General features: G+C 73.9%; 19 protein-coding genes. 11 read left to right on the top strand and 8 right to left on the bottom strand.

Translation table 11 applies throughout. The annotated features are described in order from the left end of the window. Positions 1 to 12: 12 nt before the first annotated feature. Positions 13 to 555, bottom strand: a complete 543-nt coding sequence (locus tag ACIGXM_RS09420; protein ID WP_396558617.1) for a DUF4383 domain-containing protein — start codon at positions 553 to 555, stop codon at positions 13 to 15. A 328-nt stretch (positions 556 to 883) separates the two neighbouring features. Between ACIGXM_RS09420 and asnB the strand changes: the two genes are divergently transcribed. Next, the gene (asnB, locus tag ACIGXM_RS09415) at positions 884 to 2,734 is read left to right on the top strand and encodes an asparagine synthase (glutamine-hydrolyzing) (RefSeq protein ID WP_396558615.1); all 1,851 of its coding nucleotides are present in this window, start codon (positions 884 to 886) and stop codon (positions 2,732 to 2,734) included. A gap of 81 nt (positions 2,735 to 2,815) precedes the next feature. Here asnB and ACIGXM_RS09410 read toward each other — a convergent pair whose 3' ends face one another. Both ACIGXM_RS09410 and ACIGXM_RS09405 read right to left on the bottom strand, forming a co-directional pair. Beyond that, positions 2,816 to 2,992, bottom strand: coding sequence for a hypothetical protein (locus tag ACIGXM_RS09410; RefSeq protein ID WP_396558613.1), 177 nt, complete (start codon positions 2,990 to 2,992; stop codon positions 2,816 to 2,818). A gap of 347 nt (positions 2,993 to 3,339) precedes the next feature. Beyond that, complete coding sequence (locus tag ACIGXM_RS09405; RefSeq protein WP_396559154.1) at positions 3,340 to 3,759, bottom strand: GNAT family N-acetyltransferase; 420 nt, start codon at positions 3,757 to 3,759, stop codon at positions 3,340 to 3,342. Between the two features lie 456 nt (positions 3,760 to 4,215). On the opposite strand from ACIGXM_RS09405, the gene ACIGXM_RS09400 reads away from it, so the two are divergent. Next, a complete protein-coding gene (locus ACIGXM_RS09400) occupies positions 4,216 to 5,097 on the top strand; it encodes an alkaline phosphatase family protein (protein WP_396558611.1) in 882 nt (293 codons plus the stop codon). A 22-nt stretch (positions 5,098 to 5,119) separates the two neighbouring features. On the opposite strand, the gene ACIGXM_RS09395 is transcribed toward ACIGXM_RS09400, so the two are convergent. Then, positions 5,120 to 5,650: a GNAT family N-acetyltransferase gene (locus ACIGXM_RS09395; protein WP_396558609.1), complete on the bottom strand. Its 531-nt coding sequence runs from the start codon at positions 5,648 to 5,650 to the stop codon at positions 5,120 to 5,122. Positions 5,651 to 5,805: 155 nt separating this feature from the next. Here ACIGXM_RS09395 and ACIGXM_RS09390 point away from each other — a divergent pair, with 155 nt between their 5' ends. Both ACIGXM_RS09390 and ACIGXM_RS09385 read left to right on the top strand, forming a co-directional pair. Continuing rightward, positions 5,806 to 6,897, top strand: a complete 1,092-nt coding sequence (locus ACIGXM_RS09390) for a hypothetical protein (protein WP_396558607.1) — start codon at positions 5,806 to 5,808, stop codon at positions 6,895 to 6,897. Between the two features lie 25 nt (positions 6,898 to 6,922). Next, positions 6,923 to 8,560, top strand: coding sequence for an APC family permease (locus ACIGXM_RS09385; RefSeq protein ID WP_396558605.1), 1,638 nt, complete (start codon positions 6,923 to 6,925; stop codon positions 8,558 to 8,560). On the opposite strand, the gene ACIGXM_RS09380 is transcribed toward ACIGXM_RS09385, so the two are convergent. Beyond that, on the bottom strand, positions 8,470 to 9,636 hold the full coding sequence (locus ACIGXM_RS09380) for an alkene reductase (RefSeq protein ID WP_396558603.1): 1,167 nt from the start codon (positions 9,634 to 9,636) through the stop codon (positions 8,470 to 8,472). The two genes, ACIGXM_RS09385 and ACIGXM_RS09380, sit on opposite strands and share 91 nt — an antisense overlap. Before the next feature lie 91 nt (positions 9,637 to 9,727). Here ACIGXM_RS09380 and ACIGXM_RS09375 point away from each other — a divergent pair, with 91 nt between their 5' ends. Further along, on the top strand, positions 9,728 to 10,606 hold the full coding sequence (locus tag ACIGXM_RS09375) for a sigma-70 family RNA polymerase sigma factor (RefSeq protein ID WP_396558601.1): 879 nt from the start codon (positions 9,728 to 9,730) through the stop codon (positions 10,604 to 10,606). Here the strand turns inward: ACIGXM_RS09375 and ACIGXM_RS09370 are convergent. Further along, positions 10,573 to 11,958, bottom strand: coding sequence for an FAD-dependent oxidoreductase (locus ACIGXM_RS09370; RefSeq protein ID WP_396558599.1), 1,386 nt, complete (start codon positions 11,956 to 11,958; stop codon positions 10,573 to 10,575). The genes ACIGXM_RS09375 and ACIGXM_RS09370 overlap by 34 nt on opposite strands. Before the next feature lie 233 nt (positions 11,959 to 12,191). On the opposite strand from ACIGXM_RS09370, the gene ACIGXM_RS09365 reads away from it, so the two are divergent. Beyond that, the gene (locus tag ACIGXM_RS09365; RefSeq protein ID WP_396558597.1) at positions 12,192 to 13,376 is read left to right on the top strand and encodes a hypothetical protein; all 1,185 of its coding nucleotides are present in this window, start codon (positions 12,192 to 12,194) and stop codon (positions 13,374 to 13,376) included. A gap of 74 nt (positions 13,377 to 13,450) precedes the next feature. Here the strand turns inward: ACIGXM_RS09365 and ACIGXM_RS09360 are convergent, their stop codons facing one another. Next, complete coding sequence (locus tag ACIGXM_RS09360) at positions 13,451 to 13,840, bottom strand: transglycosylase SLT domain-containing protein (protein ID WP_396558595.1); 390 nt, start codon at positions 13,838 to 13,840, stop codon at positions 13,451 to 13,453. Between the two features lie 531 nt (positions 13,841 to 14,371). Next, positions 14,372 to 15,391 (bottom strand): PP2C family protein-serine/threonine phosphatase, encoded by a 1,020-nt coding sequence (locus ACIGXM_RS09355; RefSeq protein WP_396558593.1) that lies wholly within the window; start codon positions 15,389 to 15,391, stop codon positions 14,372 to 14,374. A gap of 254 nt (positions 15,392 to 15,645) precedes the next feature. Between ACIGXM_RS09355 and ACIGXM_RS09350 the strand changes: the two genes are divergently transcribed. The 5 genes from ACIGXM_RS09350 to ACIGXM_RS09330 all read left to right on the top strand — a co-directional run bounded on the left by ACIGXM_RS09350 (position 15,646) and on the right by ACIGXM_RS09330 (position 22,093). Then, positions 15,646 to 16,962, top strand: a complete 1,317-nt coding sequence (locus tag ACIGXM_RS09350; RefSeq protein ID WP_396558591.1) for an MFS transporter — start codon at positions 15,646 to 15,648, stop codon at positions 16,960 to 16,962. Positions 16,963 to 16,993: 31 nt separating this feature from the next. Next, on the top strand, positions 16,994 to 17,629 hold the full coding sequence (locus ACIGXM_RS09345) for a TetR/AcrR family transcriptional regulator (RefSeq protein ID WP_396558589.1): 636 nt from the start codon (positions 16,994 to 16,996) through the stop codon (positions 17,627 to 17,629). Between the two features lie 37 nt (positions 17,630 to 17,666). Then, complete coding sequence (locus ACIGXM_RS09340) at positions 17,667 to 19,115, top strand: pyridoxal phosphate-dependent decarboxylase family protein (protein WP_396558587.1); 1,449 nt, start codon at positions 17,667 to 17,669, stop codon at positions 19,113 to 19,115. Positions 19,116 to 19,207: 92 nt separating this feature from the next. Continuing rightward, positions 19,208 to 20,584, top strand: coding sequence for a GNAT family N-acetyltransferase (locus ACIGXM_RS09335; RefSeq protein WP_396558585.1), 1,377 nt, complete (start codon positions 19,208 to 19,210; stop codon positions 20,582 to 20,584). Positions 20,585 to 20,824: 240 nt separating this feature from the next. Beyond that, positions 20,825 to 22,093: a MurT ligase domain-containing protein gene (locus tag ACIGXM_RS09330; protein WP_396558583.1), complete on the top strand. Its 1,269-nt coding sequence runs from the start codon at positions 20,825 to 20,827 to the stop codon at positions 22,091 to 22,093. Positions 22,094 to 22,114 lie beyond the last annotated feature (21 nt).

The raw sequence follows: 22,114 nt of genomic DNA, 5'->3' as shown, positions 1-22,114 counted from the left end.
GACGGAACTCGCTCAGTGGCCGGACGGCTTCGGCTTCAGCACGGTCTTGAAACCGGGGACGTGCCAGCGGTTCTGGATCTCCTCGGAGCCGTCCACCTGGGAGTGGCGCTGCTGCCAGTACGGGTTGTCGTGCGGCAACCGGCCGCTGACCCTGCCGTACATCCCGAAGGTGGCGATCACCAGCCCGAAGACGAAGCTGAAGATCACGTTGGTCATCCGGAAGGCCAGGATGTTCCAACTGCTGCCGAGGGCGCACAGGCCCACGAAACCGGCGACGAAGAAGACCAGCCCGGCGCCCATGTTGATGTTCGAGGCGACGTTGCCGCCGATCGCGGCGCCGATCATGAGCAGGCCGCCGACGATGATGGACAGCACGCTGAGCGTGCCGTTGCTGGACAGCCCCACCAGGCTCCTGCCGTGCGTGGAAAGGAAGCCCGGTGACCCGGCCAGGCCGAACGCACCCCAGATCAGCAGCAACAGACCACCGAAACCGGCACCGAAGCGGTAGACCTGGGCCAGCTTGTGGTCGACGGGAAGTTCGTCCCGCAGTCTCATGACGGCCTCCACCAAACGGTTCGAGGACAGAAGTCACCCCCCTCCGCCACCCACGCTACGCCGGACCCGCCGGGCCCGCGCCCGCTGCACGCGGTCGGCGCCCCGGTGCCCCCGGCACACCGGGCCGATCCGTCAACGGTGGCCGGCCACCCGATTTCCGGCGCCATTCGGTTGCCCCGCTCTCCTGGCGCCCGGCCCGCCGCGGGCGTAGCGTCACGATCTGCACACGGAACGAAGCGGCGCACCACCCGGCCCCGACATTCGTACCGCGGTGGGAGCCGCTCCTGCCTGCCCGGAGACGGGCGGATCACCGAGGGAGTCAGTGCGGATGTGCGGGATCACCGGATGGGTGGCCTTCGAACGGGACCTGACCGAGCAACGGCGGACACTGGACGGGATGACCGCGACCATGGCCTGCCGCGGCCCCGACGCGGGTGGAGTGCACCTCACGCCCCACGCGGCGCTCGGCCACCGGCGGCTCGCCGTGATCGACATCGACGGCGGCGCCCAGCCGATGACGGTCGAGGAGGACGGCCGACTGCTCGCCTCGCTCAGCTACAGCGGCGAGGTCTACAACTACCAGGAACTGCGGGCCGAACTGGAGGACCACGGTCACCGGTTCCACACCGCCAGCGACACCGAGGTGGTGCTGCACGCCTACCTGCGGTGGGGCGAGCGGTTCGTGGAGCGCCTCAACGGCATGTTCGCCTTCGCGCTCTGGGACGCCCGCCGCGAGGAACTGCTGCTGGTCCGCGACCGGATGGGCGTCAAGCCGCTGTACTACTTCCCCACTCCGGACGGGGTGCTGTTCGGCTCCGAACCCAAGGCGATCCTGGCCCACCCGTCGGTCGAGCCGGTGGTCGGCACGGACGGCCTGCGCGAGACGCTGACCATGGTGAAGACCCCGGGTCACGCGGTCTACCAGGGCATGTACGAGGTCCGGCCCGGCCACTACCTGCGGATCCGCCGGCAGGGCCTGACCGTCCACCGCTACTGGCGGTTGGAGGCCCGGGAGCACACCGACGACCTGGACACCACCATCACCACGGTGCGCGAGCTGCTGCGCGACATCGTGCGCCGGCAACTGATCGCCGACGTGCCGCTCTGCACGTTGCTCTCCGGCGGCCTGGACTCCAGCACGGTCACCGCGCTGGCCGCCGAGGGGCTGGCCGCCGCCGGTGCCGGGCCGGTCCGCTCGTTCTCGGTCGACTTCGTCGGCCAGAGCGAGAACTTCCGGCCGGACGCGTTACGGGCCACCCTGGACAGCCCGTTCGCCCACCTGCTGGCCGATCACGTCGCCGCCGACCACCAGGACATCGTACTGGACACCGCCGCGCTGACCGACCCCGCGCACCGCGCGGCCGTGCTGCGGGCGCGCGACCTGCCCTCGGTCTTCGGTGACCTGGACGTCTCGCTGTACCTGCTGTTCCGGGAGATCCGCAAGCACTCCACGGTGGCGCTCTCGGGCGAGTCGGCGGACGAGGTGTTCGGCGGCTACCCCTGGTTCCACGACCCGAAGGCGATCGCGGCCGACACCTTCCCCTGGCTGGCCGCCGCCGACCTGCTCGCCGGGCCCAGCCGGTTGCCGCGCGAAGGGCTCCTCGACCCCGACCTGCTGACCCGGCTCGACCTGCCCGGGTACATCGCCGACAGCTACCGCACGGCGCTCGGCGAGGTCCCGCGCCTGCCCGGCGCCGACCCGGCCGAGCGCCGGATGCGGGAGATCTGCTACCTGCACCTGACCCGCTTCGTCTGCCTGCTGCTGGACCGCAAGGACCGGATGAGCATGGCCAGCGGGCTGGAGGTCCGGGTGCCGTTCTGCGACCACCGGCTGGTGCAGTACGTCTTCAACGCGCCGTGGTCGATGAAGAACTTCGACGGCCGGGAGAAGAGCCTGCTGCGCGCGGCGGCCCGGGAGGTGCTGCCGAAGGAGATCGTGGAGCGGGTGAAGAGCCCCTACCCGAGCACCTCGGACCCGACCTACCCGGTGGCCCTCAACCGGGACCTGGCGGCCCTCGCCGCCGACCCCAAGTCGCCCTCGCTCGCGCTGGCGAACCGGGCCGCGGTCGCCGAGGCCGTCGCGCCGGGCAGCGACCCGCAGGGCGTCCGGAACGCGACCGAGACCCTGCTGTGGATGGACAGCTGGCTGCGGACCTACCCGGTCTCGCTGCGGCTCTGAGTTCCGGAGCGCCGCTCGACGCGCCGGCCGCCCGGGTCCGTCTCGGACCCGGGCGGCCGGCGCGACCGTTTCAGCCGCGGTTCAGCGGTACTCGTCCTCGTCCACCGGCACCTCGCGGCTCTGCTCGACGGCGTCCCCCTCGTCGGCCGCCGCGTCCAGCGGCAACTCGTCGCGTGACGGGGGCTCCTCGACCGGCACCGGCTCCGGCTCCTCCGGGTCCAGTGAGTCGACGGCGAACTCCGCGGCGTTGTCGGTCATGACCTCACCCCTCACGGCTCCGGGACCCGACCGGCCCCTCGATCTGTCCAACACTTACCCGACCGGAGGCATCCCACTCGGCACCCTCGCCCGCCCGTCGGCGTGTTGCCACGGCCCGCCGGCGCGGGGCCACCGCCGACGTTCACCCAGGCGGGTGACGGCCCGGGCCCGGCTCGCCCCGGGCCTTCCCGAGGCGGCGGACGAGCGGATCCGCACCCTCCGGCGGGTGCCCGCGGCGGCGCCCGGGACGATCCCGCGAACGCCGTCGAGGTGACCCGCCCCCGCGGCCCCCGACAGCTGGCACGACGGCCGGCGGGCACGACGGCCGGCCGTGGACCACCCGGCCGTCAGGTCGCGGGCGCCGGAAGCTCGAAGACGTACTCCAGGCCGTCCTCCTCGTCCCACTGCTCGCCGACCCGGGCGAAACCGAAGGCCGCCACCACGGCCAGCGAGGCCGCGTTCCACGGCGAGACGCTGGCCCGGACGGTCCGTACCGCGGGCTCGGCGGCGGCCCGGCGGAGCAGGGCGGCCAGCATGGCGCGGGCGTGACCCCGGCGGCGGTGGGCGGGCGCGACCGCGTAGCCGACCTCGACCATCCCGGACGCGTCCGGTGGACCGTGGAAACCGGCGTAGCCGACCACCGGCCCGTCCGGCTCGACGACGGCGGCGTGCGCGACCCAGCGCGCGCACGCCGGGTCCACGGCGATCTCGGCGAGCCGCAGCCGCCAGAGCCAGCGCGCCTCGTCGGTCACGAAGTACTCGTCCAGCTGGAGGCCGGCGAGGCGGCCGGCGCCGGCCGCCCCCCCGGCCGCCCCCCGCCGCCGGGCCCTAACCCACCAGACCCCACCCCCCCCCCCCCCCCCCTCCCCCCCCCGCCCCCCCCCCCCCCCCCCCCCCCCCCCCCCCCCCCCCCCCCCGCGCCCGCAGGGCCGTCACCGGCAACTCGACCAGCCGGATGCGCCTCGCAGTCTCCCCGTCGCTCATGGGAGCCGATGCTGCCGCCGTCGGCTCGAGGTGTCGAGCGAATTTCGCCGCGCTCGGGCTCGCGCCGGAGCGGGAAACGGCCGGGCAGCGGTGGGCGAACACTTCGTGACCGCCGGGCGAACAGTGCCCCGCGCCACCCCGGCCGTTCCGGGAACCGACCCGGGACCCGGCTTCTGACGACTCGACGGCCGGTTAGGGTGCCGGGCAGGCCCCCGCCCCCGACCGATCGGAGTCTTCCTGTGTCTCTCTGGCCCGCCGGCTCGCGCCGCGTCCTGGTCATCGGCATCGACGGCGTCCGCCTCGACCTGCTGCCGGAGCTGGCGACCCCGCACCTCGACGCGGTCGCCGCGGCCGGGTTCCTCGCGCCGGTCGAGGTCGACGACGCCACGCCGACCATGTCGGGCCCGTGCTGGACCACCATCGTCACCGGCGTCGGCGTGGCCAAGCACGGCGTGTACGGCAACCACTTCGGCGGCAACCGGCTGGAGGTCTTCCCCGACTTCACCACCCGGCTGGCCACCACCCACCGCCGGCGCACCTTCGCGGTCGGCGGCTGGGAGCCGCTCTTCCTGGCCCGCCAGGGCGGGCCGCTGTTCACCGCGCCCGGCCGGCTCTCCTACATAGCCCCGCTGGAGGACACTCCGGAGGCCTGGGAGGTCTGCGACGAGCGGGTGACCGCCGAAGCGGTGTCCGTGCTGACCGGCGACGACGACCCGCAGGCCACCTTCGTGTACCTGGGCGCGGTGGACGAGACCGGACACTTCCTGGGCTGCGGCGAGGAGTACCGGCAGTCGATCCGGAACGCCGACGAGCGGCTCGGCCGGCTGCTGGCGGCGGTCCGCGGCCGCGCGACGTACGCCGAGGAGGAGTGGACGGTGATCGTGGTCACCGACCACGGGCACCTGGACCAGGGTGGGCACGGCGGGCGCAGCGTGCTGGAGCGCACCGCCTGGATCGCCGCCTGCGGGCCGGGCCTGCCGGCGGGCGCGCGGGTCGAGCCGCTGCACCACACCGATGTGGCCGCGCACGTCTACGCGGCGCTGGAGATCGTCCCGGACCCGCACTGGACCCTGGAAGGTCGCCCTTTCACCCCGGTCGCCGAGCCGCTGCCGGTCGGCTGACGAAGACCGGCCCGAGCCGGCCTCAGAGCGCCTTGACCAGCTTCTCGAAGGCCAGGTCAGGCCGCTTGGGGACGCCGAAGCGCTCGTCGCCGTACGGGAACGGCGAGAGCTCCCCGGTCCGGCGGAAACCGCGCCGCTCGTACCAGGCGATCAGCTCGGCGCGCTGGACGATCACGGTCATGGTCAGCTCGGTGGCCTGCCACTGCGCCCGTGCGTAGCGCTCGGCCTCGGCCAGCACCGCGCGGCCCACGCCGCCGCCCTGCTGGTCGGGCCGGACCGAGAACATCCCGAAGTAGGCGCTCGTGCCGCGCCGGTCCAGCTGGCAGCAGGCCAGAAGCCGGCCGGCCCGTTCGGCCAGCAGCACCCGGCTCTCCGGCGCGGCCAGCAGCTCGGCGACCGCCTCGTGGTCGGTGCGCTGGCCGTCCAGCAGGTCGGCCTCGGTGGTCCAGCCGGCCTTGCTCGCCTCGCCGCGGTAGGCCGACTCGACGAGTTCGACCAGGGCCACCGTGTCCTGCGCGGTGGCGGTGCGGAAGGCCAGCTCAGCGGCGTCCATGAGTACTCCCAACAGGTGAATGACCGGCGTGTCCCCCGCATCGTGCCACAGCCGCCGGGCGCCCGGACGGCTCAGCCCGGCGAGCGGGTGGCTCCGGCGGCGGATCAGGATGGGACGGTCCGCCGCCGCCCGCTGAACGGGGGAACCGAGCCGCCATGCACCCGCGCCTCTTCGCCGTCGTCGCCGCCGCGTTGTTGGGCGTGCTCGGACTCGGCTCGGCGGCCGTCACCGACTGGACGCCCGGCGGCGGCCCGGCCCCCGTCCGGGCCGCCGCCGGGCCGCGCCCGGCCAAGGGCGCCGCGACGCCGACCGGCGACCCGGCGGTGTGGACCCGCAGCACCCTGCGCAACAAGCTGATGGCCGAGATGGACGCCACCGACCCCGGAGTGGCACTGGCCGACCTGGACCGGATCACCAAGGCCAAGCCCTACACCGTGCGGTTCTGCCATCCGATCGCGCACGAGCTGGGCCACGCGGCGGTCAAGCGCTACAACCACGACTTCGCCAAGGTGCTGTCCTTCCCGCACGACACCTGTGCGGAGGGCTACCTGCACGGCGCGGTCGAGGAGATGCTGGCCGCCTCCACGGATCCCGGCAAGGACCTGCTCACGCTCTGCCAGCCGAAGATGGCCGGCCCGTGCGTGCACGGCGTCGGCCACGGGACGATGTTCGTGACCAAGCAGAACGTGCCGGCCGCCCGCGACCTGTGCAACAAGTTCACCACCGAGACCCGCCGGATCGAGTGCTCCGAGGGCCTGTTCATGCAGCTCTTCGGCCCGGACGAGGAGGACGAGAACGCCAAGGCACAGCTGCCCGCGGACAAGCTCGCCGCCCAGCCGCAGTACCCGTGCCCGGAGCAGCCGGCGCTCTTCCAGTCCGCCTGCTACTTCTACGCGCCGACCTTCTTCCTGAGCTCGCACGACTACCCCGACCACCCGGAGGTCTACGCCCAGGCGCTCACCTGGTGCCTGAGCGCCAAGCAGGACGGCGGGGCCACCGACTGCAGCCGCGGCGTCGGCTCGCGGACCATGAAGTACAACCTGGACCGCGAGGACTGGGTGGCCCAGCAGTGCGCCAGCGCCGGCGAGGCCTGGCAGCGCAAGGCCTGCGCCGAGGGCATGGTCAGCTACTACACGGTCAACTACACCGACGCGGGCGCGGCCGGCCGACTCTGCGCCAAGATCACCAACCCGGAGCTGGCCGGCTACTGCCGCTCCGCCGCCGGGCTCTCGAAGTCACTGGACTAGCCATGAGGCCGGCTCGGGCACACACATGACCAGGACCGACACGACCGCGAGCGGGAGCGCCCAGGGCGGCCGGCTGCATCGGGCGGTGGGCTTCTGGGGCCTGATGTTCGTCTCGCTCGGGTCGATCATCGGTTCCGGCTGGCTGCTGGGCGCGCTGACCGCCGCCGTCATCGCCGGCCCCGCCTCGCTGCTCTCCTGGGTGCTGGGCGCTCTGATGCTCGGCCTGCTGGCGCTGGTCCACGCGGAGCTGGGTGCCGCCTACCCGATCGCCGGCGGCACCGCACGGTTCCCGTTCTTCGCCTTCGGCCCGCTGGCCGGCTTCACCGCCGGCTGGATGGCCTGGATCCGCTCGGTCGCGATCTCGCCGATCGAGGTCGAGGCCACCCTCTCCTACCTGGACCGGATCGGCTGGATCCACGACCAGGTCGTGCTGCTCCGCCCGGACGGCACCCTCACCGGCGCGGGTCTGGTGGTCGCGACCGGCTTCATGCTGCTCTTCGCGGCCGTCAACGTGATCGGGGTGGGGTTCCTGTCGGCGGCCAACTCGGTCACCGTCGTGGTCAAGACGGCCGTGCCGTTGCTGACCGTCGGGACCCTGCTGTCGCTGGCCTTCCACGGCTCCAACTTCACCGCGGGCGGCGGCTTCGCCCCGCACGGCGCGCACGGCGTCTTCGCGGCGCTGCCCGCCGGCGTGGTCTTCGCCTACCTGGGCTTCGAGCAGGCGATCCAGCTCGCCGGCGAGGCGCGCGACCCCCAGCGGGACGTCTCCCGCGCGGTGATCGCCGCCATGGCGACCGGCACCGCGATCTACCTCCTGCTGGAGGTCGCGTTCATCGCGGCGCTGAACCCCGCGGCCCTGGCGCACGGCTGGGCGGCGCCGGTCGGCAGGGGGGACTTCGGCCCGTACGCCACCCTGGCCACCCTGCTGGGGGCCGGCTGGCTGGCGACCATCCTCTACGTCGACGCCGTGATCTCCCCCGCCAGCACCGGTCTGGTCTACCTGGCCGGGGCCTCCCGGCTCTCCTACGCCATGGCGCACGAGCGGGTGCTGCCCGGACCGGTCGCCCGGATCAGCCGGCGCGGCGCCCCGGTGGTCTCGATCCTGCTGGCAGTCGTGGTCGGCGAGATCGCCTTCCTGCCGTTCCCCAGCTGGCAGGCGCTGGTCAGCCTGATCACCTCGGCGGCGGCGATCATGTACGCGTTCGCCCCGGTGGCCCTGCACGCCCTGCGGCTGCGGGACGGCGGCCGCCCGCGCCCGTACCGGCTGCCCGGCTGGCGGGTGCTGGCACCGGCGGCCTTCGTCTCCGCCAACCTGATCTTCTACTGGTCCGGGTACGAGGCGGACTGGAAGCTCGGCATCACCGTGCTGCTCGGCCTGGCCGTCCTCACGCTCACCCGGCTCGGGCTGCCGCCAGGCGGGCGACGGCCACTGCACGGGCGGTCCGCCGGCTGGGTGTGGCCCTGGCTGGCCGGCCTGGTGCTGATCAGCCGCTACGGCCGCTACGGCGGTACCGGGGCGCTGCCCAACTGGTGGGACCTGCTGATCGTGATCGCCTTCAGCCTGGCGATCCACTACTTCGCCGTGGGCCTGGCGCTGGAGCCGGACGAGGTGGACGCGGCCGTGACGGCCGAGGAACGGGACGAGTCGGTGCTCGCGGGGTAGTCGATGTACCCGACCGCCCCGCCCCCGTAGTACGTGCCCGGGTCGCCGGCGGCCAGTTCGCGGCCCTGGGCGAAGCGGGTGACCAGGTCGGGGTTGGCGATGAAGTGGGTGGCGAAGGAGACCGCGTCGGAGGTTCCGGCCTCGATGGCGGCGTTCGCGGACTCGCGGTCGAAACCGTTGTTCGCGATCAGCGGGCCGTGGAACAGCCGCCGGTAGCGGGCGATCTCCTCGAATCCGGGGGCACCGTCCGGTCCGCGCAGGTGCAGGTAGGCCACCGGGTGCTCGTTGAGCTCCACCGCGAGCGCCTCGTGGTCGGCGAGCGTCCCCTCGTCGACCGGGAAACGGTCCCCCAGGGCCAGGTACGGCGCCAGCCGCACCCCGACCCGCCGGCCGTCCCACGGCTCGGCGACCGCGTCGACGATCTCCAGCAGCAGGCGCCGGCGACCGGCGCGGTCGCCGCCGTAGCCGTCGGTGCGGCGGTTGAGCCGCGGGTGGAGGAACTGCGCGATCAGGTACGAGCCGTGGGCGGCGACCTCGACCCCGTCGAACCCCGCGCGCCGGGCGTTCGCCGCGGCCGCGCGGTAGTCGGCGACCGTGGCCGCGATCTCGGCCGTGCTCATCTCCCGGGGCGTGACGGTCTCCTGGAATCCGCCGCGGGTGAAGGACTTCAGGTGCGGATTGACCGCTGACGGGCCGGCGGGCCGCCGTCCGCCGAGGTGATCGGGGTGCGAGGCGGCGCCGGTGTGCCAGAGCTGCAGCACGATGCGCCCGCCGAGGGCGTGGACCGCGTCGGTGACCCGCCGCCAGCCGGCGACCTGCTCCTCGTGGTAGATGCCGGGGACGTCGACGAAGCCGATCGCCTGTTCGCCGACCCAGGTCGCCTCGGTGACGATCAGCCCGGCACTGGCGCGCTGGGCGTAGTAGGCGGCGTGCAGCTCCGTCGGCACCAGCCCGGGGTTGGCCGCCCGGGCCCGGGTGAGCGGGGCCATCACCACCCGGTTGGGCAGCCGGAGGTCTCCGAGGTCCACCGGCCGCAGCAGGGGCTGGTCGAGGGTGGTGTGCGGCGTCGTGCTCATGATGGGTGTCTCCTCGTCGTCGGACCGCGGTCACCTCGGCCCGGCCGGGTGCGTCATAGAGTCGACGGACCCCGAGGGCGAAAGGTGACCGATGGACGAGCAGGACCGGCTGGCGGAACGCTTCGAGACCCAGCGCAGCCAGCTGCGATCGGTCGCCTACCGGCTGCTCGGCTCGCTCAGCGACGCGGACGACGCCGTCCAGGAGGCCTGGCTGCGGCTCAGCCGCACCGACGTCGGCGGGGTCGAGAACCTGGCCGGCTGGCTGCGGACGGTGGTCTCCCGGATCTGCCTCGACATGCTGCGCTCCCGCGCCTCACGTCGGGAGGAACTGGTCGGCCAGCGGATGCCCGACCGGGCCGCGGATGCCGAGGACGGCCCCGAGGAGGAGGCACTGCTGGCCGACTCGGTCGGGCTCGCGCTGCTCGTGGTGCTGGACACCCTGGCCCCGGCCGAGCGGATCGCCTTCGTCTTGCACGACATGTTCACCGTGCCGTTCGACCAGATCGCCGAGATCGTGGAACGCTCGCCGGACACCGCCAAGAAGCTCGCCAGCCGCGCGCGGCGCAAGGCGCGCGGCGGCGCGACCGCGCCCGGCGCCGAACTCGCCCGGCACCGGCAGGTGGTCGAGGCCTTCCTCACCGCCTCGCGCAACGGCGATCTGGACGCGGTCCTCGCGGTGTTGGCACCCGACGTGGTCCGCCGGGCTGACCGTGCGGCGCTGCCGGCGGGTGCGGCGACCGTGGTCAGCGGTGCGCGGGCGGTGGCGGCGGGGACCATGGTCTTCGGGCGGCGGGCGCGGTTCGCGGCACCGGCGTTGGTGGACGGAGCCGTGGGGGCCGTGGTGGCCGCACACGGCCGGCTGGTCATCGCGCTCACCTTCAGGATCGAGGGCGAGCGGATCACCGAGTACGAGGTGATCGCCGACCCGGCCCGGCTTCACCGGCTCGACCTGGCCGTCCTCGCCCCTTGACGGCCGCTGGCCCGGTTCAGCTCGTCCCAGCCGGACAGTTTCACGCGCTCGCCCCGGCCGAGGGCGGCGGCGTTCTCGTGCTCCCGTTCGTCGATGCCGAGCCAGTCCTGGTAGCTCACCGGCCGCACCCCGCGGTCGGCCAGCAGGTCCGGTAGTGGGGGCGCCGCGGGGTCCGCGCGGTGCACGCCGGCCCCCCGGTCGGCGAGGAGTGCGCGGACCGTCTGCGCGGCGTCGGACTTGTTGGTGCCGATCACGCCGGTGGCCCCGCGCTTGAGCCAGCCGGCGACGTACTCGCCCGGCCGCGGGGTGCCGTCGGTGTCCAGCACCCGGCCTTCGGCGTTGGGCACGATGGCATGCCGCTCGTCGAAGGGCACGCCGGGCAGCGGCACGGACTCGTAGCCGACCGAGCGCAGGACCAGCTGCACCGGGAACTCCGCGTACTCGCCGGTGCCGGTGACCTGCCCCGAGCCGTCCGGCCTGGTCCGCTCGACCCGCAGGGCCGTCACCCGGTCGGTGCCGAGGATCTCCACCGGCCGCTGCCAGAACCGCACCGCCACCCGCCGCGGGCAGCCCCGGGCCGGCCGGCCGGCCCAGTCGCTGATCACCGCCAGGTTGCCGCGCACCCGACGGTCCGGCTCCGCGTCGAACCCGTCGAGGTCGGCCTGAGCCACGTCGACGGTGATGTCGGCCCCCGGCAACTCACCGAGTTCGCGCAGTTCCTTGGTGGTGAACCTGGCTTGCGCGGGCCCGCGGCGGCCGATGATGTGGATCTGCTCGACCCTGCTGGCGGCGAACGCGGCGAGCACCGGCTCCGGCATGTCGGTGGCACCGAACTCGGTCGCGGGCTTGGCCAGGACCCGGGCCACGTCGAGCGCGACGTTGCCGGCTCCGATCACCGCCACCGCCGTGGCGTCCAGGTGGAACATCGCGGGGTCGGAGTCCGGGTGTCCGCAGTACCAGCGGACGAAGTCGGCGGCCGCGGCGCTCCCCGGAAGCTCCTCGCCGGGTACCCGCAGCCGCCGGTCACGCGCCGCGCCGGTCGCGTACACCACCGCGTCGTAGCAGGCGAGGAGCGTGTCGCGGGTGACGTCCCGGCCGAAGCACAGGCCGCCGAGGAAACGGACCCGCGGGTGTTCGAGCACCCGCTTCAGGTAGTCGGCGATCGACCGGATCGACGGGTGGTCGGGGGCGACGCCGTAGCGCACCAGACCGTACGGGGTGGGCAGGCGATCGAGCACGTCCACCGCGACGTCGATGCCGTCCGCCGTGGCCTGCCTGATCACCGCCTCGGCCGTGTAGAGGCCGGCCGGCCCGGAACCGACCACCGCCACTCGGAGGCCTGGAACGGTCATGCGACTCTCCTCCCGCTCCCGGCCGAGCGGACACCTCGAGTCCATCGTCCCACCTCCCCGACACGGCCCCGCGCAAAGGATTGACGTGTTACCGCCAGACGGCTAAGAACGTGTCAGTCCGTGCCGCCGCCTCGACTCAAGTTCCTTTCCTTACACGTGAGTTCGCTCTGCCAGCGGCGGCACGTCAGCGGATGCCGGGAGGCACTGCGACCACCCCGACGGAAGGAACGGCATTGAAGGCGAGAAGCAGCGGCACCCGCGCGTGGGCGGGGGCGACCGCCGGACTGCTGGCGGCCGGGCTGATCTGGGCCACCGGCACCCCGGCGGTGGCGACGACCACGCCCACGGGAGTCACGACGGCCGGCCTCGACCTGGCCGACTGGATGTCCCAGCTGCAACCGGCCATCGGCGCCCGGCCACTGGACAACATCGCCATGCCCGGCAGCCATGACGCCGGCAGCTGGAGCATCCACGACGGCTCGGGGCTGTGCACGTCCGGGCAGAACTACGGCGTCTCCGCGATCGCCCCGGCCGTGGCGGCGAGCATGTCGCGCTCGCAGAGCGGCTCGATCGTGGACCAGCTGAACGCCGGCTCGCGCTACCTCGACCTGCGGCTGTGCAAGCAGGACGGCGCCTGGTACACCTACCACGGCGGTCCGACGGGCGCCCTGTTCTTCGACGCCGACGGCCAGACGGGCGAGGCCGACGCGATCGCCCGGTGGATCGACGCCCACCCGCGGGAGATCGTGGTCATCCAGCTCTCGACGGCCGCGCCCTCGGCCGAGGCGAGCGCCGACGACGCCGAGGCGGCCACCGACCTCGCCGGGCTGATCGGCACCGGCGCCATCGCCACCCAGCCGCAGCTGTCGCCGCAGTCGACCTACGACGACTACCTCGCGGCCGGCAAGCACGTCGTCCTGATCGACAGCGCCGGCACGGTCCAGCAGCCCTGGGCCTGGCCGTCCTCGGTCTCCTCGGATCGGGGCAGCTACTCGGACGCGAGCCCCAGCTGGGAACAGTACGTCGAGGAGATCCTCACCGGGTCCAGCCCGCAGCCGCTGTTCGACACCACGCTCTCACTCGACCAGGCCGCGCTCGCCGCCGACCCGGGGTCGGACGCCGGGAAGTTCTTCGTCCTGCAGGGCATCATCGACCCTTCCGTGACCATCCCCGCCGCGGTGTTCGCGCAGCTGGAGGCGGCGTTGGGGGTGATCCCGCCGGACATCGCGAACAACTACCTCCTCTGGGAGGAGGACCAGCTCAACCCGCAGCTGCTGCAACGGCTCACCGGCTCGTGGAGCGCACCGCCGCTGTCGCAGCACATGAACATCGTGATGACCGACGACGTGGACCAGAACACCGCGGCGATGCCGCTCGGCACGCTGCAGCGCGCGGTGATCGCCGTCGACCTCGACTGACCGGCCCGGGACGGCCGAAGGGGCCCGGGGCGCGCGGCGCTCTCCGGGCCCCTTCGGGCGCTGATCCGCGGGGATCAGTAGTTGTGGTGGGTCTGCCAGTAGGCCCAGGCGGCGTTGGGGCTGCCGTAGCGGGAGTTCATGTAGTCGTAGGCCCACTTGATCTGGGTGGTGGGGTTGGTCTTCCAGTCGGCGCCGGCGGAGGCCATCTTGCTGGCGGGCAGGGCCTGGCCGAGGCCGTAGGCGCCGGAGGAGGGGTTGGTGGCGCTGGTGTTCCAGCCGCTCTCGTGGGAGACGATCTGGCTGAAGGAGGCCAGCTGGTTCGCCGGGACGATGCTGGCGGCGATCTGCTGGGGGGTGGCCGCGGAGGCGGCGGTGGGGGCCAGGGTGGCGCCGAGGGTGGCGATGCCGGTGGCGGTGAGGAGCAGGGCGGCGGACTTGCGCATGCGGGTGGTGATCACGGGCATGTGGGAGTTCGACCTCAATCGGTTGGGCGCCGGCTTGTCGACGTGGGTTCCGCGGGCCGGACAGGGGCTTCGCGGGTCGGGGCCGTGCGCCGGGCACGTCGCGTGGTGCGGGTGCCGTTCGGGAGGTGCGACTGCGGGGTGTGGTTCCCGCTGCCGCATCTGGCGACCTGGCCATTGTTAGCGGGCCTTGGGGTGGGCTCCAAGGGGTGCTGAAACGATGGTCGGTCGTAGGTCGCGGGGCGCGCGGGCGTCGGCCGGGCATGCCGCTACCCGGGACAAAACGGACCAAACCACCCAGCTCGAAAACTCGCCCGAACGCCGAAACCTGCCACCCGACCTGCGCGAACACCCAGAACGGTGGCGCCGGGCGCGAGGAGCACCGTCCGCACGGTGCGAGGAGCTGACGGGGCGCCGGGAGAAGTCCACTATCGCCGGTAGTGGGCTCGAAACAGCTGTGGGCACCGTCACTGGACACCCCACCCCGATGTCCGCTTTCTGTGCATTTGCGAGTGTTTGTGTGCGGTGCTGAGGTCACCGTTCCCGGCGGATCGCGAGCAGTGCCGCGTCGTCCGTCAACCCGGAGCCGACGTACGCCCGGACGTCCACCAGCAACTCGTCCAGCAGGGCCTCCGGCTCAGCGTGCGGCAGGAGGGCCAGGCGCTGGGCGAGCGGGTAGAACCGGTCGGCCGCGTTCCGGGCCTCGGCCACGCCGTCCGTGTAGAGCAGCAGCAGGTCGCCGCGCTCGAAGGCCAGCGACCGGGCGCGGTAGCCCCCGCCGACCAGGCCCAGCAGCGCCAGCGGCGGCGCGTCGACGGGCGGCCGCACCTCGCTGACCTCCCCCGCGTGGCAGAGCAGCGGCGGCGGATGCCCGCAGTTGACCACCACCGCCGGGCCCGGCGTGTCCGGGATCCCGACCAGCACCGCCGTCACGAACTCCTCGCTCGCCGGACGGCGGGCCAGCGCGGAGTCCAGCCGCCGGGCGACTTCCGTCAGATCCGGTTCGGCCCGCGCGGCCTCCCGGAACACCCCGAGCACGTCGGCGGCGGTCTCCACCGCGCCCAGCCCCTTGCCGCACACGTCACCCACGAACAGCCGCACCCCGAACGGGGTCCGCATCACCTCGTAGAGATCCCCACCGATCCGCGCCTCGGCCTCGGCCGCCACGTAGCGCACCGCGACCACCAGCGGCCCCATGCGTCGCGGCACCAGGCGCAGCAGCGCCCGCTGCGCCGCCTCGGCGACCGTGCGGACCCTGACCAGCTCCCGCTCCTGGGCGGCCACCACCGCGACGTTGGCACAGGTGAAGAAGGTGACCACGACCACCGTGACCGCCGCCGTCACCATCACGACCGCGGGCACCTCGGCGTCGTACAGCGTCAGCCCGGCGACGAAGGCGGTGGCGAGCGCCCCGGCCAGCAACGGGCGGGTGGGCCGACGGGTTCCCGTGCCCGCCAGCACCGGAACAGCGGCGAGGACCGGGGCGAACGTGATGCCGGGCCCGGTGACGAAATCCGCCGCCACGGCCAGCGCGACCAGCACGAAGCCGCCCACCCTGAACCTGCGCGACCACCGGGGCAGCAGCGGGTGTGGACGCCACACTTCCCGACTGAAGACGCCAGCCACCGCGCCGCCCTTCCCGCTCGCCCCCATCGAGCTGTTCCCCTCTTCACAGTCAATCCTCGGCCACCCGCCCGCGACAGCGCTTCCCCGCCGCACCCTTTCTTCGCCCCGCTTGACTGATTAGACCTGTCTGTCTAGCCTCTTGATGTAGACAGACAGGTCTAATCAAAAAGCTTGGGGAAGTCATGACTGAGCACGGCGGCGCCATCCAGGGCGCGGCGGGGACCGGCACCATCCCGATACCCGACGCGGTCCCGACCCACCGCCCGGCGGAACCCGCCGCGACACGGCCGCGGCGCGATCGGCGGCTGACCGGGCGGCCGGCGGTGTACCTGCTGGCGTCACTGATCGTGGGGCTGCTGGCGGCGTCCAGCGCCCCGACGCCGCTGTACGCGACCTACCAGGCGCACTGGGGCTTCACCCCGATCACCACCACGGTGGTGTTCGGGGTCTACGCGGTCGCGGTGCTCGCGGCACTGCTGACCCTGGGCAAGCTCTCGGACCACGTCGGGCGCCGGCCGGTGCTGCTGGTCGCCCTCGCGGTGCAGGCCGTCTCGATGGTGGTCTTCGCCACCGCCGGCGACGTCGGCGCCCTGCTGGCCGCCCGGGTGATGCAGGGCCTGGCCACCGGCGCCGCGCTCGGCGCGATCGGCGCGGCGATGCTGGACGAGGACCGCGAGCTCGGCACCTTCGCGAACGCGCTCGCCCCCGGGATGGGCACCGCGAGCGGCGCCCTGCTCTCGGCACTGACGGTGCGCTACCTGCCCGCCCCCACCCACCTGATCTACCTGGCCCTGCTGGGCGTCTTCGCGGTGCAGGCGATCGGCGTCGCCCTGCTGCGCGAGACGGTGAGCCGGACCCCCGGAGCGCTGTCGACCCTGGTGCCGGAGATCCGGCTGCCGCGTGCGCTGCGCGGCCCGGTGCTGGCCGCCGCCCCGGTGCTGTTCGCCGCCTGGGCGCTGGCCGGGCTCTACGGTGCCCTCGGTCCGGCCCTGGTGCGCGTCCTGACCGGGTCCGGCAACGTGGTGACAGGTGCGCTGAGCCTGTTCACCCTCGCCGCGGCCGCGGTGGTGTCGGTCGCCGTCCTGCGCGCCGCGCCGGCCCGGCCGGTGATGCTGACCGGCATCCTCGCGCTGATCGTCGGCGTGACCGTCACACTGATCGCCCTGACCACCAAGTCCCCGGCCGCCTTCTTCGCCGGCACCGCGATCAGCGGGGTCGGCTTCGGCAGCGGCTTCCAGGGCGGCATCCGGACCGTGGTGCCGCAGGCCGCCGCGCACGAGCGCTCCGGCCTGCTGTCGCTGCTCTACGTGGTCTCCTACCTGGGCATGGGCCTGCCCGCGGTGGCCGCCGGGTACCTGGTGGTGCACGGCGGCGGGCTGATCACCACCACCCGCCAGTACGGCCTCGCACTGATCCTGCTCGCCGGGCTGGCTCTGGTCGGCCTGCTGCGCACCCGGACCGGTAGCATCCCCACCCTTCGACCCGACGGCATAGAATAGACAGGTCTGTCTAAGGAAGGTGGTCCTCGTGATGGTCGCGAAGAGCCTCGCCAAGCCCTCGGCGCGGGAGCGCCTGCTGGCCGCCGCCGACGAGCTGTTCTACGACGAGGGCGTGCGCAGCGTGGGCATCGACCGGGTGATCGAGCACGCCGGAGTGGCCAAGGCCTCGCTCTACAACGCCTTCGGCAGCAAGGACGGACTGATCCGCGCCTACCTGGAGGCCCGCCACGCGGCCGCCGTCGAGCGCATCACCCGGGCGCTGGAGCGCTGCGGGACGCCGCGCGAACGCCTGCTCGGGGTGTTCGACGCCCAGGCCGAGCTGTTCGCCCAGCCCGGCTACCACGGCTGCCCGTTCGCCAGCGCCACCGCGGAGGCCCGGCCCGGCGACGTGACCGAGCAGACCGCCGCCGCCTACCGCGGCTGGCTGCGCGGCCTCCTCACCGACCTGGCCGAGCAGGCCGGGGCTGCCGATCCGCAGGCCCTGTGCCGGCAGCTGCACCTGCTCTACGACGGTGCCGGACTGTCCGCCCGGATGGACGGCGATCCGTCCGCCTCCGCCACGGCCCGCGCGGCCGCCGCCGTCCTGATCGACGCCGCCCTCGCCCGACCTCTGCCCCGGGACTCGGACGGCGGTGGCATCTCCCGGGAGACCGCCGCCCCCGAGTAGTCCCCCGGCCGGACCGGCCAGCAGTACGATCACCCGCATGTCCGACCAGCCCTTCCGCGCCGCCGCCCACCTCGCCGCCGACCTGGTGGCCGACTACCTGGCCGCGGTGCCCGAGCGTCCGGTCTGGCAGCCGATGGACCCGGCGGCCCGGCGCGCCCTGCTGGACGCCCCGCTGCCCCGCGACGGGCGCGGGCTGGCGGAGCTGGTCGAGGCGATCGGCGCCGGGGTGCTGACCGCGCCGATGGGCAACGGGCACCCGCGGTTCTTCGGCTGGGTCAACTCGGCCCCCGCGCCGGCCGGGGTGCTGGCCACCCTGGCGGCCGCCGCGATGAACCCCAGCTCGGCCGGCGGCGACCACGCGGACGTCCACCTGGAGCGGGCGGTGGTGCGCTGGATCGCCGAGCTGGCCGGGTTCCCCCACGTCCCCGGCGCCGGCCTGCTCACCTCCGGCACCTCGATGGCGACCATCGTCTGCCTGGCCGCCGCCCGCGGCCGGGCCGCCGAGCGGGCCGGGGTGGACCCGCGGGCCGACGGCCTGTCCGGGCTGCCCCCGCTGGTCACGTACGCCACCGGGGAGACCCACTCCTGCGTGCGGAAGGCCGTCGAGCTGCTCGGCCTGGGCAGCCGCCGGCTGCGCACGGTGGCCACCGACGCCGCCGGCCGCCTCGAGGTGGCCGCGCTGCGCGCCGCGGTCGCGGCGGACCGGGCGGCCGGACTGCTGCCCTTCCTGGTGGTCGCCTCCGCCGGCACGGTGAACACCGGCGCGCTCGATCCGTTCGAGGAGATCGCCGACCTCTGCGCCGAGCAGGACCTCTGGCTGCACGTGGACGGCGCGTACGGCGCCTTCGGCCGGCTCGACCCGGCCATCGCGCACCGCTACGCCGGCCTGGAGCGGGCCGACTCGCTGGCGCTGGACCCGCACAAGTGGCTCGGCGTGCCGGTGGACTGCGGCTGCGCGCTGGTCCGGGACGCCGGGCGGCTGCGGGCGACCTTCAGCCTGGTGCCGTCCTACCTGCGCGACGAGGAGGACGAGGCCGGCGACGGCCTCGGCTGGTTCTCCGAGTACGGCATCGAGCAGACCCGCCCGTTCCGCGCGCTGAAGGTCTGGGCGACCATCGCCCACCGCGGTCGGGACGGGCTGGCCGCCGACGTCGCGCACTGCACCCGACTGGCCCGCCGGCTGGGCGGGCTGGTCGCGGCCGATCCCGAGCTGGAGCTGCTGGCCCCGGTGGAGACCTCGATCGTGGCCTTCCGGGCCCGCCCGGCGCGGCTGCCCGAGGACCGGCTGGACGCGCTCAACGCGGCGCTGCCGCTCGCCGTCCAGCGCCGTGGCCGGGCCTTTGTGACGGGGACGTTGCTGGACGGCCGGGAGGCGGTCCGGGCCTGCCTGCTCAACGCCGCCACGAGCGAGGCCGACCTGGACCTGCTGCTGGCCGAAGTACGCGCCGCTGCCGCCGATCTGACAGGTGGTCAACCAACCCCCTGAACAGAACCCGCTGTTCACCCGGCGCGCAGACTTTTACCGCCCGGTCACGGCGGATTCGTGATCGTGAAACACCCGGGCGGCATCGTGGTGGCATGACCGAACTCGTCTCGTCGTCCACCCAGCCCTCCCGCGCCGATCGTCGCCACCGCAGAGCGGAGCACTGGCGGCGGGCGACCGTCGAGCTCGCCGCGGTCTTCCTCGCCGTCTGCACCGCCGACCTGGTCGCCAACGTGGTGGTGCACGGCCACGACGGCCCGCTGGTGCTGGTCGCCTCGGCCGCCGCCCTGCTGGCCACCGCGCTCGGCCACGCCTGGTGGGCCCAGCGCCACCCGCACGGCCCACCGGACCCGCCGGCCGTCCCCGCCGCCGCGGACGACCCGGACGGGCTGCCCCGGCAGACCCGGCTGTGGCGGTTGCGGGCCACCGTCTCGGACGCCCCGGGCAGCCTGGCCACGGTCTGCGCCGCGCTGGCCGAGCTGCGGGTCAGCATCATCTCCCTGCAGACCCACCCGCTGCCCGACGCCACCGTCGACGAGTTCCTGCTGCGCGCCCCCGGCTCACTGCCCCGCTCGCTGCTGGCCGCCGCGGTGGCCGGGGCCGGCGGGCGGGAGATCTGGACCGACCAGGCCGACGCGCACGACCTGGTGGACGTGCCCACCCACGTGCTCGGCCTGGCCACCCGGACCGCCCTGGACGCCGCTGAACTCCCGGTCGCGCTACGCCAGTTGTTCGGCCAGTGCACGATCCGGCAGTCGCCGGGCCGGGGCGGCGAGCGGACGGTGCCGACGCTGGCCGGGCACGTGATGCGGCTGCCCACCCCGGGTGGCGAGCTGATCGAGCTCTCCCGCCCGCAACTGCCGTTCACCCCGACCGAGTTCGCCCGGGCCAAGGCCCTGGTCGAGCTGGACGCGGTGCTCGGCCCGCGGGTGCCCAGGGTCGAGGACCGGCTGCGGCTGCCGGCCGGCACCGACCTGACCGTCCGCCGGGCCGACCCCACCGACCGGGCCGCCGCGCTGGCCATGCACCACCGCTGCTCGCCGGCCACGCTGCGCCGCCGCTACCACGGGCCGGTGGCCGATGCCGACCGCTACCTCGCCCACCTGCTCGACCCCCGGCACGGCCAGACCCTGGCCGTGGAGACCACCGACGGGCGGCTGGTCGCGCTCGCCCACCTGATGTGGGACGACGACAGCGCCGAGCTGGCGGTGCTGGTCGAGGACGAGTGGCAGCGCCGGGGCCTCGGGCTCGACCTGCTGCGCCGGATGGCCGCACTGGCCGCCGAGGCGGGTGTGGCCACCGTCTACGCGGTCACCCAGGCCGGCAACACCGCGCTGATCGGCGCGATGCGGCGGCTGGAGATCCCGTTGGACTACCAGGTGGAACACGGCACCCTGGTGATCACCGGGCACCTGGCCGGCGCGGCCACCCAGCTGCCCAACCCGTGGCCGTCGGTGCCGGGACGCTCCTGAGCCGTCCGGGGCCGGGCCGCGCGGGGCCGTCCGGGGCCGCCGGGCGCGGTCCGGTACCGTTCCCCGGGCGGCTCCGGGCCTGGTCAAAGCTCCGTCAGAGCACGGAGCGCGCAGGCCGCGGAGGGGGCCGTGGCTCGGCCCGGTGCGACGGAGCCGTTAGGCTGACCCCGTCCCTGCCGCCCGACGGCCCGCAGACCTGGCCGGAGGGGGGTCGTCAGCAATGAGGAGGAACTCCTGAGCATGCCAGGCACCGGATCGGAGGCCGCAGCCACCGGCTCGCGCGACTCCTCACTGCCCGCCCGCAGCAAGCTCGCCGTCACCGCGGGCAAGATGGCCGCCGCCGCCTCGCGGACGGTCGGCCGCGGCAGCGGCTCGGTGATCGGCGGCAAGGTCGCCCTCAAGCTCGACCCCGACCTGCTGGCCCGGCTCGCCGACCACCTGGACGTGGTCCTGGTCAGCGCGACCAACGGCAAGACCACCACCACCCGGCTGATCGCCGAGGCGCTGCGCGCCGCCGGCCCGGTGGTCTCCAACGCGCTCGGCGCCAACATGCCGGCCGGCATCACCGCCGCGCTCGCCGGTGGCGGCGAGGCCCGCTACGGCGTGATCGAGGTCGACGAGAAGTACCTGGCCGGCGTGGCCCGTGACACCAGCCCGAAGGCCATAGCGCTGCTGAACCTCTCGCGCGACCAGCTGGACCGGGCCGCCGAGACCCGGATGCTCGCCGAGCGCTGGCGCGAGGGGCTGCAGAACACCGAGGCCGTGATCATCGCCAACGCGGACGACCCGCTGGTGACCTGGGCCGCCTCCTCCTGCCGCCGGGTGGTCTGGGTGGCCGCCGGGCAGGCCTGGAAGGAGGACGCCTGGTCGTGCCCGTCCTGCGGTGGCGTGATGCAGCGCCCCGGCGACGACTGGTACTGCCAGGAGTGCGGCTTCCGCCGCCCGCAGCCCCACTGGGCGCTCCAGGGCACCCACGTGATCGACCCCAACGGCTCCGCCTGGCCGATCCAGCTGCAGCTGCCCGGCCGTGCGAACCTCGCCAACGCCACCAGCTCGGCGGCGGTGGCCGCGGTCTTCGGCGTCCCGCCGCAGGTCGCGCTGGAGCGCATGCAGTCGGTGGCCGCGGTCGCCGGCCGCTACGACGTGGTCAGCTACCAGGGCCGCGACGTCCGGCTGCTGCTGGCCAAGAACCCGGCCGGCTGGCTGGAGACCTTCTCGCTGATCGACGGCCCGCCGGCACCGGTGATCCTCTCGGTCAACGCGCTCGACGCCGACGGCACCGACACCTCCTGGCTCTGGGACGTCGACTACGAGCGTCTCGCCGGGCACCCGGTCTTCGTGATGGGCCAGCGCAAGCTGGACCTCGCGGTCCGCCTGGAGGTCGCGGGCCTCCAGTTCCACGTGGTCGACTCGCTGGAGGAGGCGGTCCGGATGGCACCGCCCGGCCGGATCGAGGCGATCGCCAACTACACGGCGTTCCAGCAGCTGCGAAAGGTGGTGGCGGGCTGATGACCATGCCTCCTCCCCCCG

The organism is Kitasatospora sp. NPDC052896 (assembly GCF_044547075.1).
Classification (GTDB): Bacteria; Actinomycetota; Actinomycetes; order Streptomycetales; family Streptomycetaceae; genus Kitasatospora.
The sequence above is the reverse complement of the archived record's forward strand: the minus strand, read 5'-3'. Positions and strand labels throughout refer to the sequence as shown.

What these genes read in the sequence shown, in the direction of transcription:
- ACIGXM_RS09380 (WP_396558603.1), bottom strand. Translation starts at nt 9,636, where the DNA reads ATGAGCACGACGCCGCACACCACCCTCGACCAGCCCCTGCTGCGGCCG.
- ACIGXM_RS09370 (WP_396558599.1), bottom strand. Translation starts at nt 11,958, where the DNA reads ATGACCGTTCCAGGCCTCCGAGTGGCGGTGGTCGGTTCCGGGCCGGCC.
- ACIGXM_RS09410 (WP_396558613.1), bottom strand. Translation starts at nt 2,992, where the DNA reads ATGACCGACAACGCCGCGGAGTTCGCCGTCGACTCACTGGACCCGGAG.
- ACIGXM_RS09420 (WP_396558617.1), bottom strand. Translation starts at nt 555, where the DNA reads ATGAGACTGCGGGACGAACTTCCCGTCGACCACAAGCTGGCCCAGGTC.
- ACIGXM_RS09340 (WP_396558587.1), top strand. Translation starts at nt 17,667, where the DNA reads ATGTCCGACCAGCCCTTCCGCGCCGCCGCCCACCTCGCCGCCGACCTG.
- ACIGXM_RS09395 (WP_396558609.1), bottom strand. Translation starts at nt 5,650, where the DNA reads ATGGACGCCGCTGAGCTGGCCTTCCGCACCGCCACCGCGCAGGACACG.
- asnB (WP_396558615.1), top strand. Translation starts at nt 884, where the DNA reads ATGTGCGGGATCACCGGATGGGTGGCCTTCGAACGGGACCTGACCGAG.
- ACIGXM_RS09350 (WP_396558591.1), top strand. Translation starts at nt 15,646, where the DNA reads ATGACTGAGCACGGCGGCGCCATCCAGGGCGCGGCGGGGACCGGCACC.
- ACIGXM_RS09385 (WP_396558605.1), top strand. Translation starts at nt 6,923, where the DNA reads ATGACCAGGACCGACACGACCGCGAGCGGGAGCGCCCAGGGCGGCCGG.
- ACIGXM_RS09330 (WP_396558583.1), top strand. Translation starts at nt 20,825, where the DNA reads ATGCCAGGCACCGGATCGGAGGCCGCAGCCACCGGCTCGCGCGACTCC.
- ACIGXM_RS09390 (WP_396558607.1), top strand. Translation starts at nt 5,806, where the DNA reads ATGCACCCGCGCCTCTTCGCCGTCGTCGCCGCCGCGTTGTTGGGCGTG.
- ACIGXM_RS09335 (WP_396558585.1), top strand. Translation starts at nt 19,208, where the DNA reads ATGACCGAACTCGTCTCGTCGTCCACCCAGCCCTCCCGCGCCGATCGT.
- ACIGXM_RS09360 (WP_396558595.1), bottom strand. Translation starts at nt 13,840, where the DNA reads ATGCCCGTGATCACCACCCGCATGCGCAAGTCCGCCGCCCTGCTCCTC.
- ACIGXM_RS09345 (WP_396558589.1), top strand. Translation starts at nt 16,994, where the DNA reads ATGGTCGCGAAGAGCCTCGCCAAGCCCTCGGCGCGGGAGCGCCTGCTG.
- ACIGXM_RS09375 (WP_396558601.1), top strand. Translation starts at nt 9,728, where the DNA reads ATGGACGAGCAGGACCGGCTGGCGGAACGCTTCGAGACCCAGCGCAGC.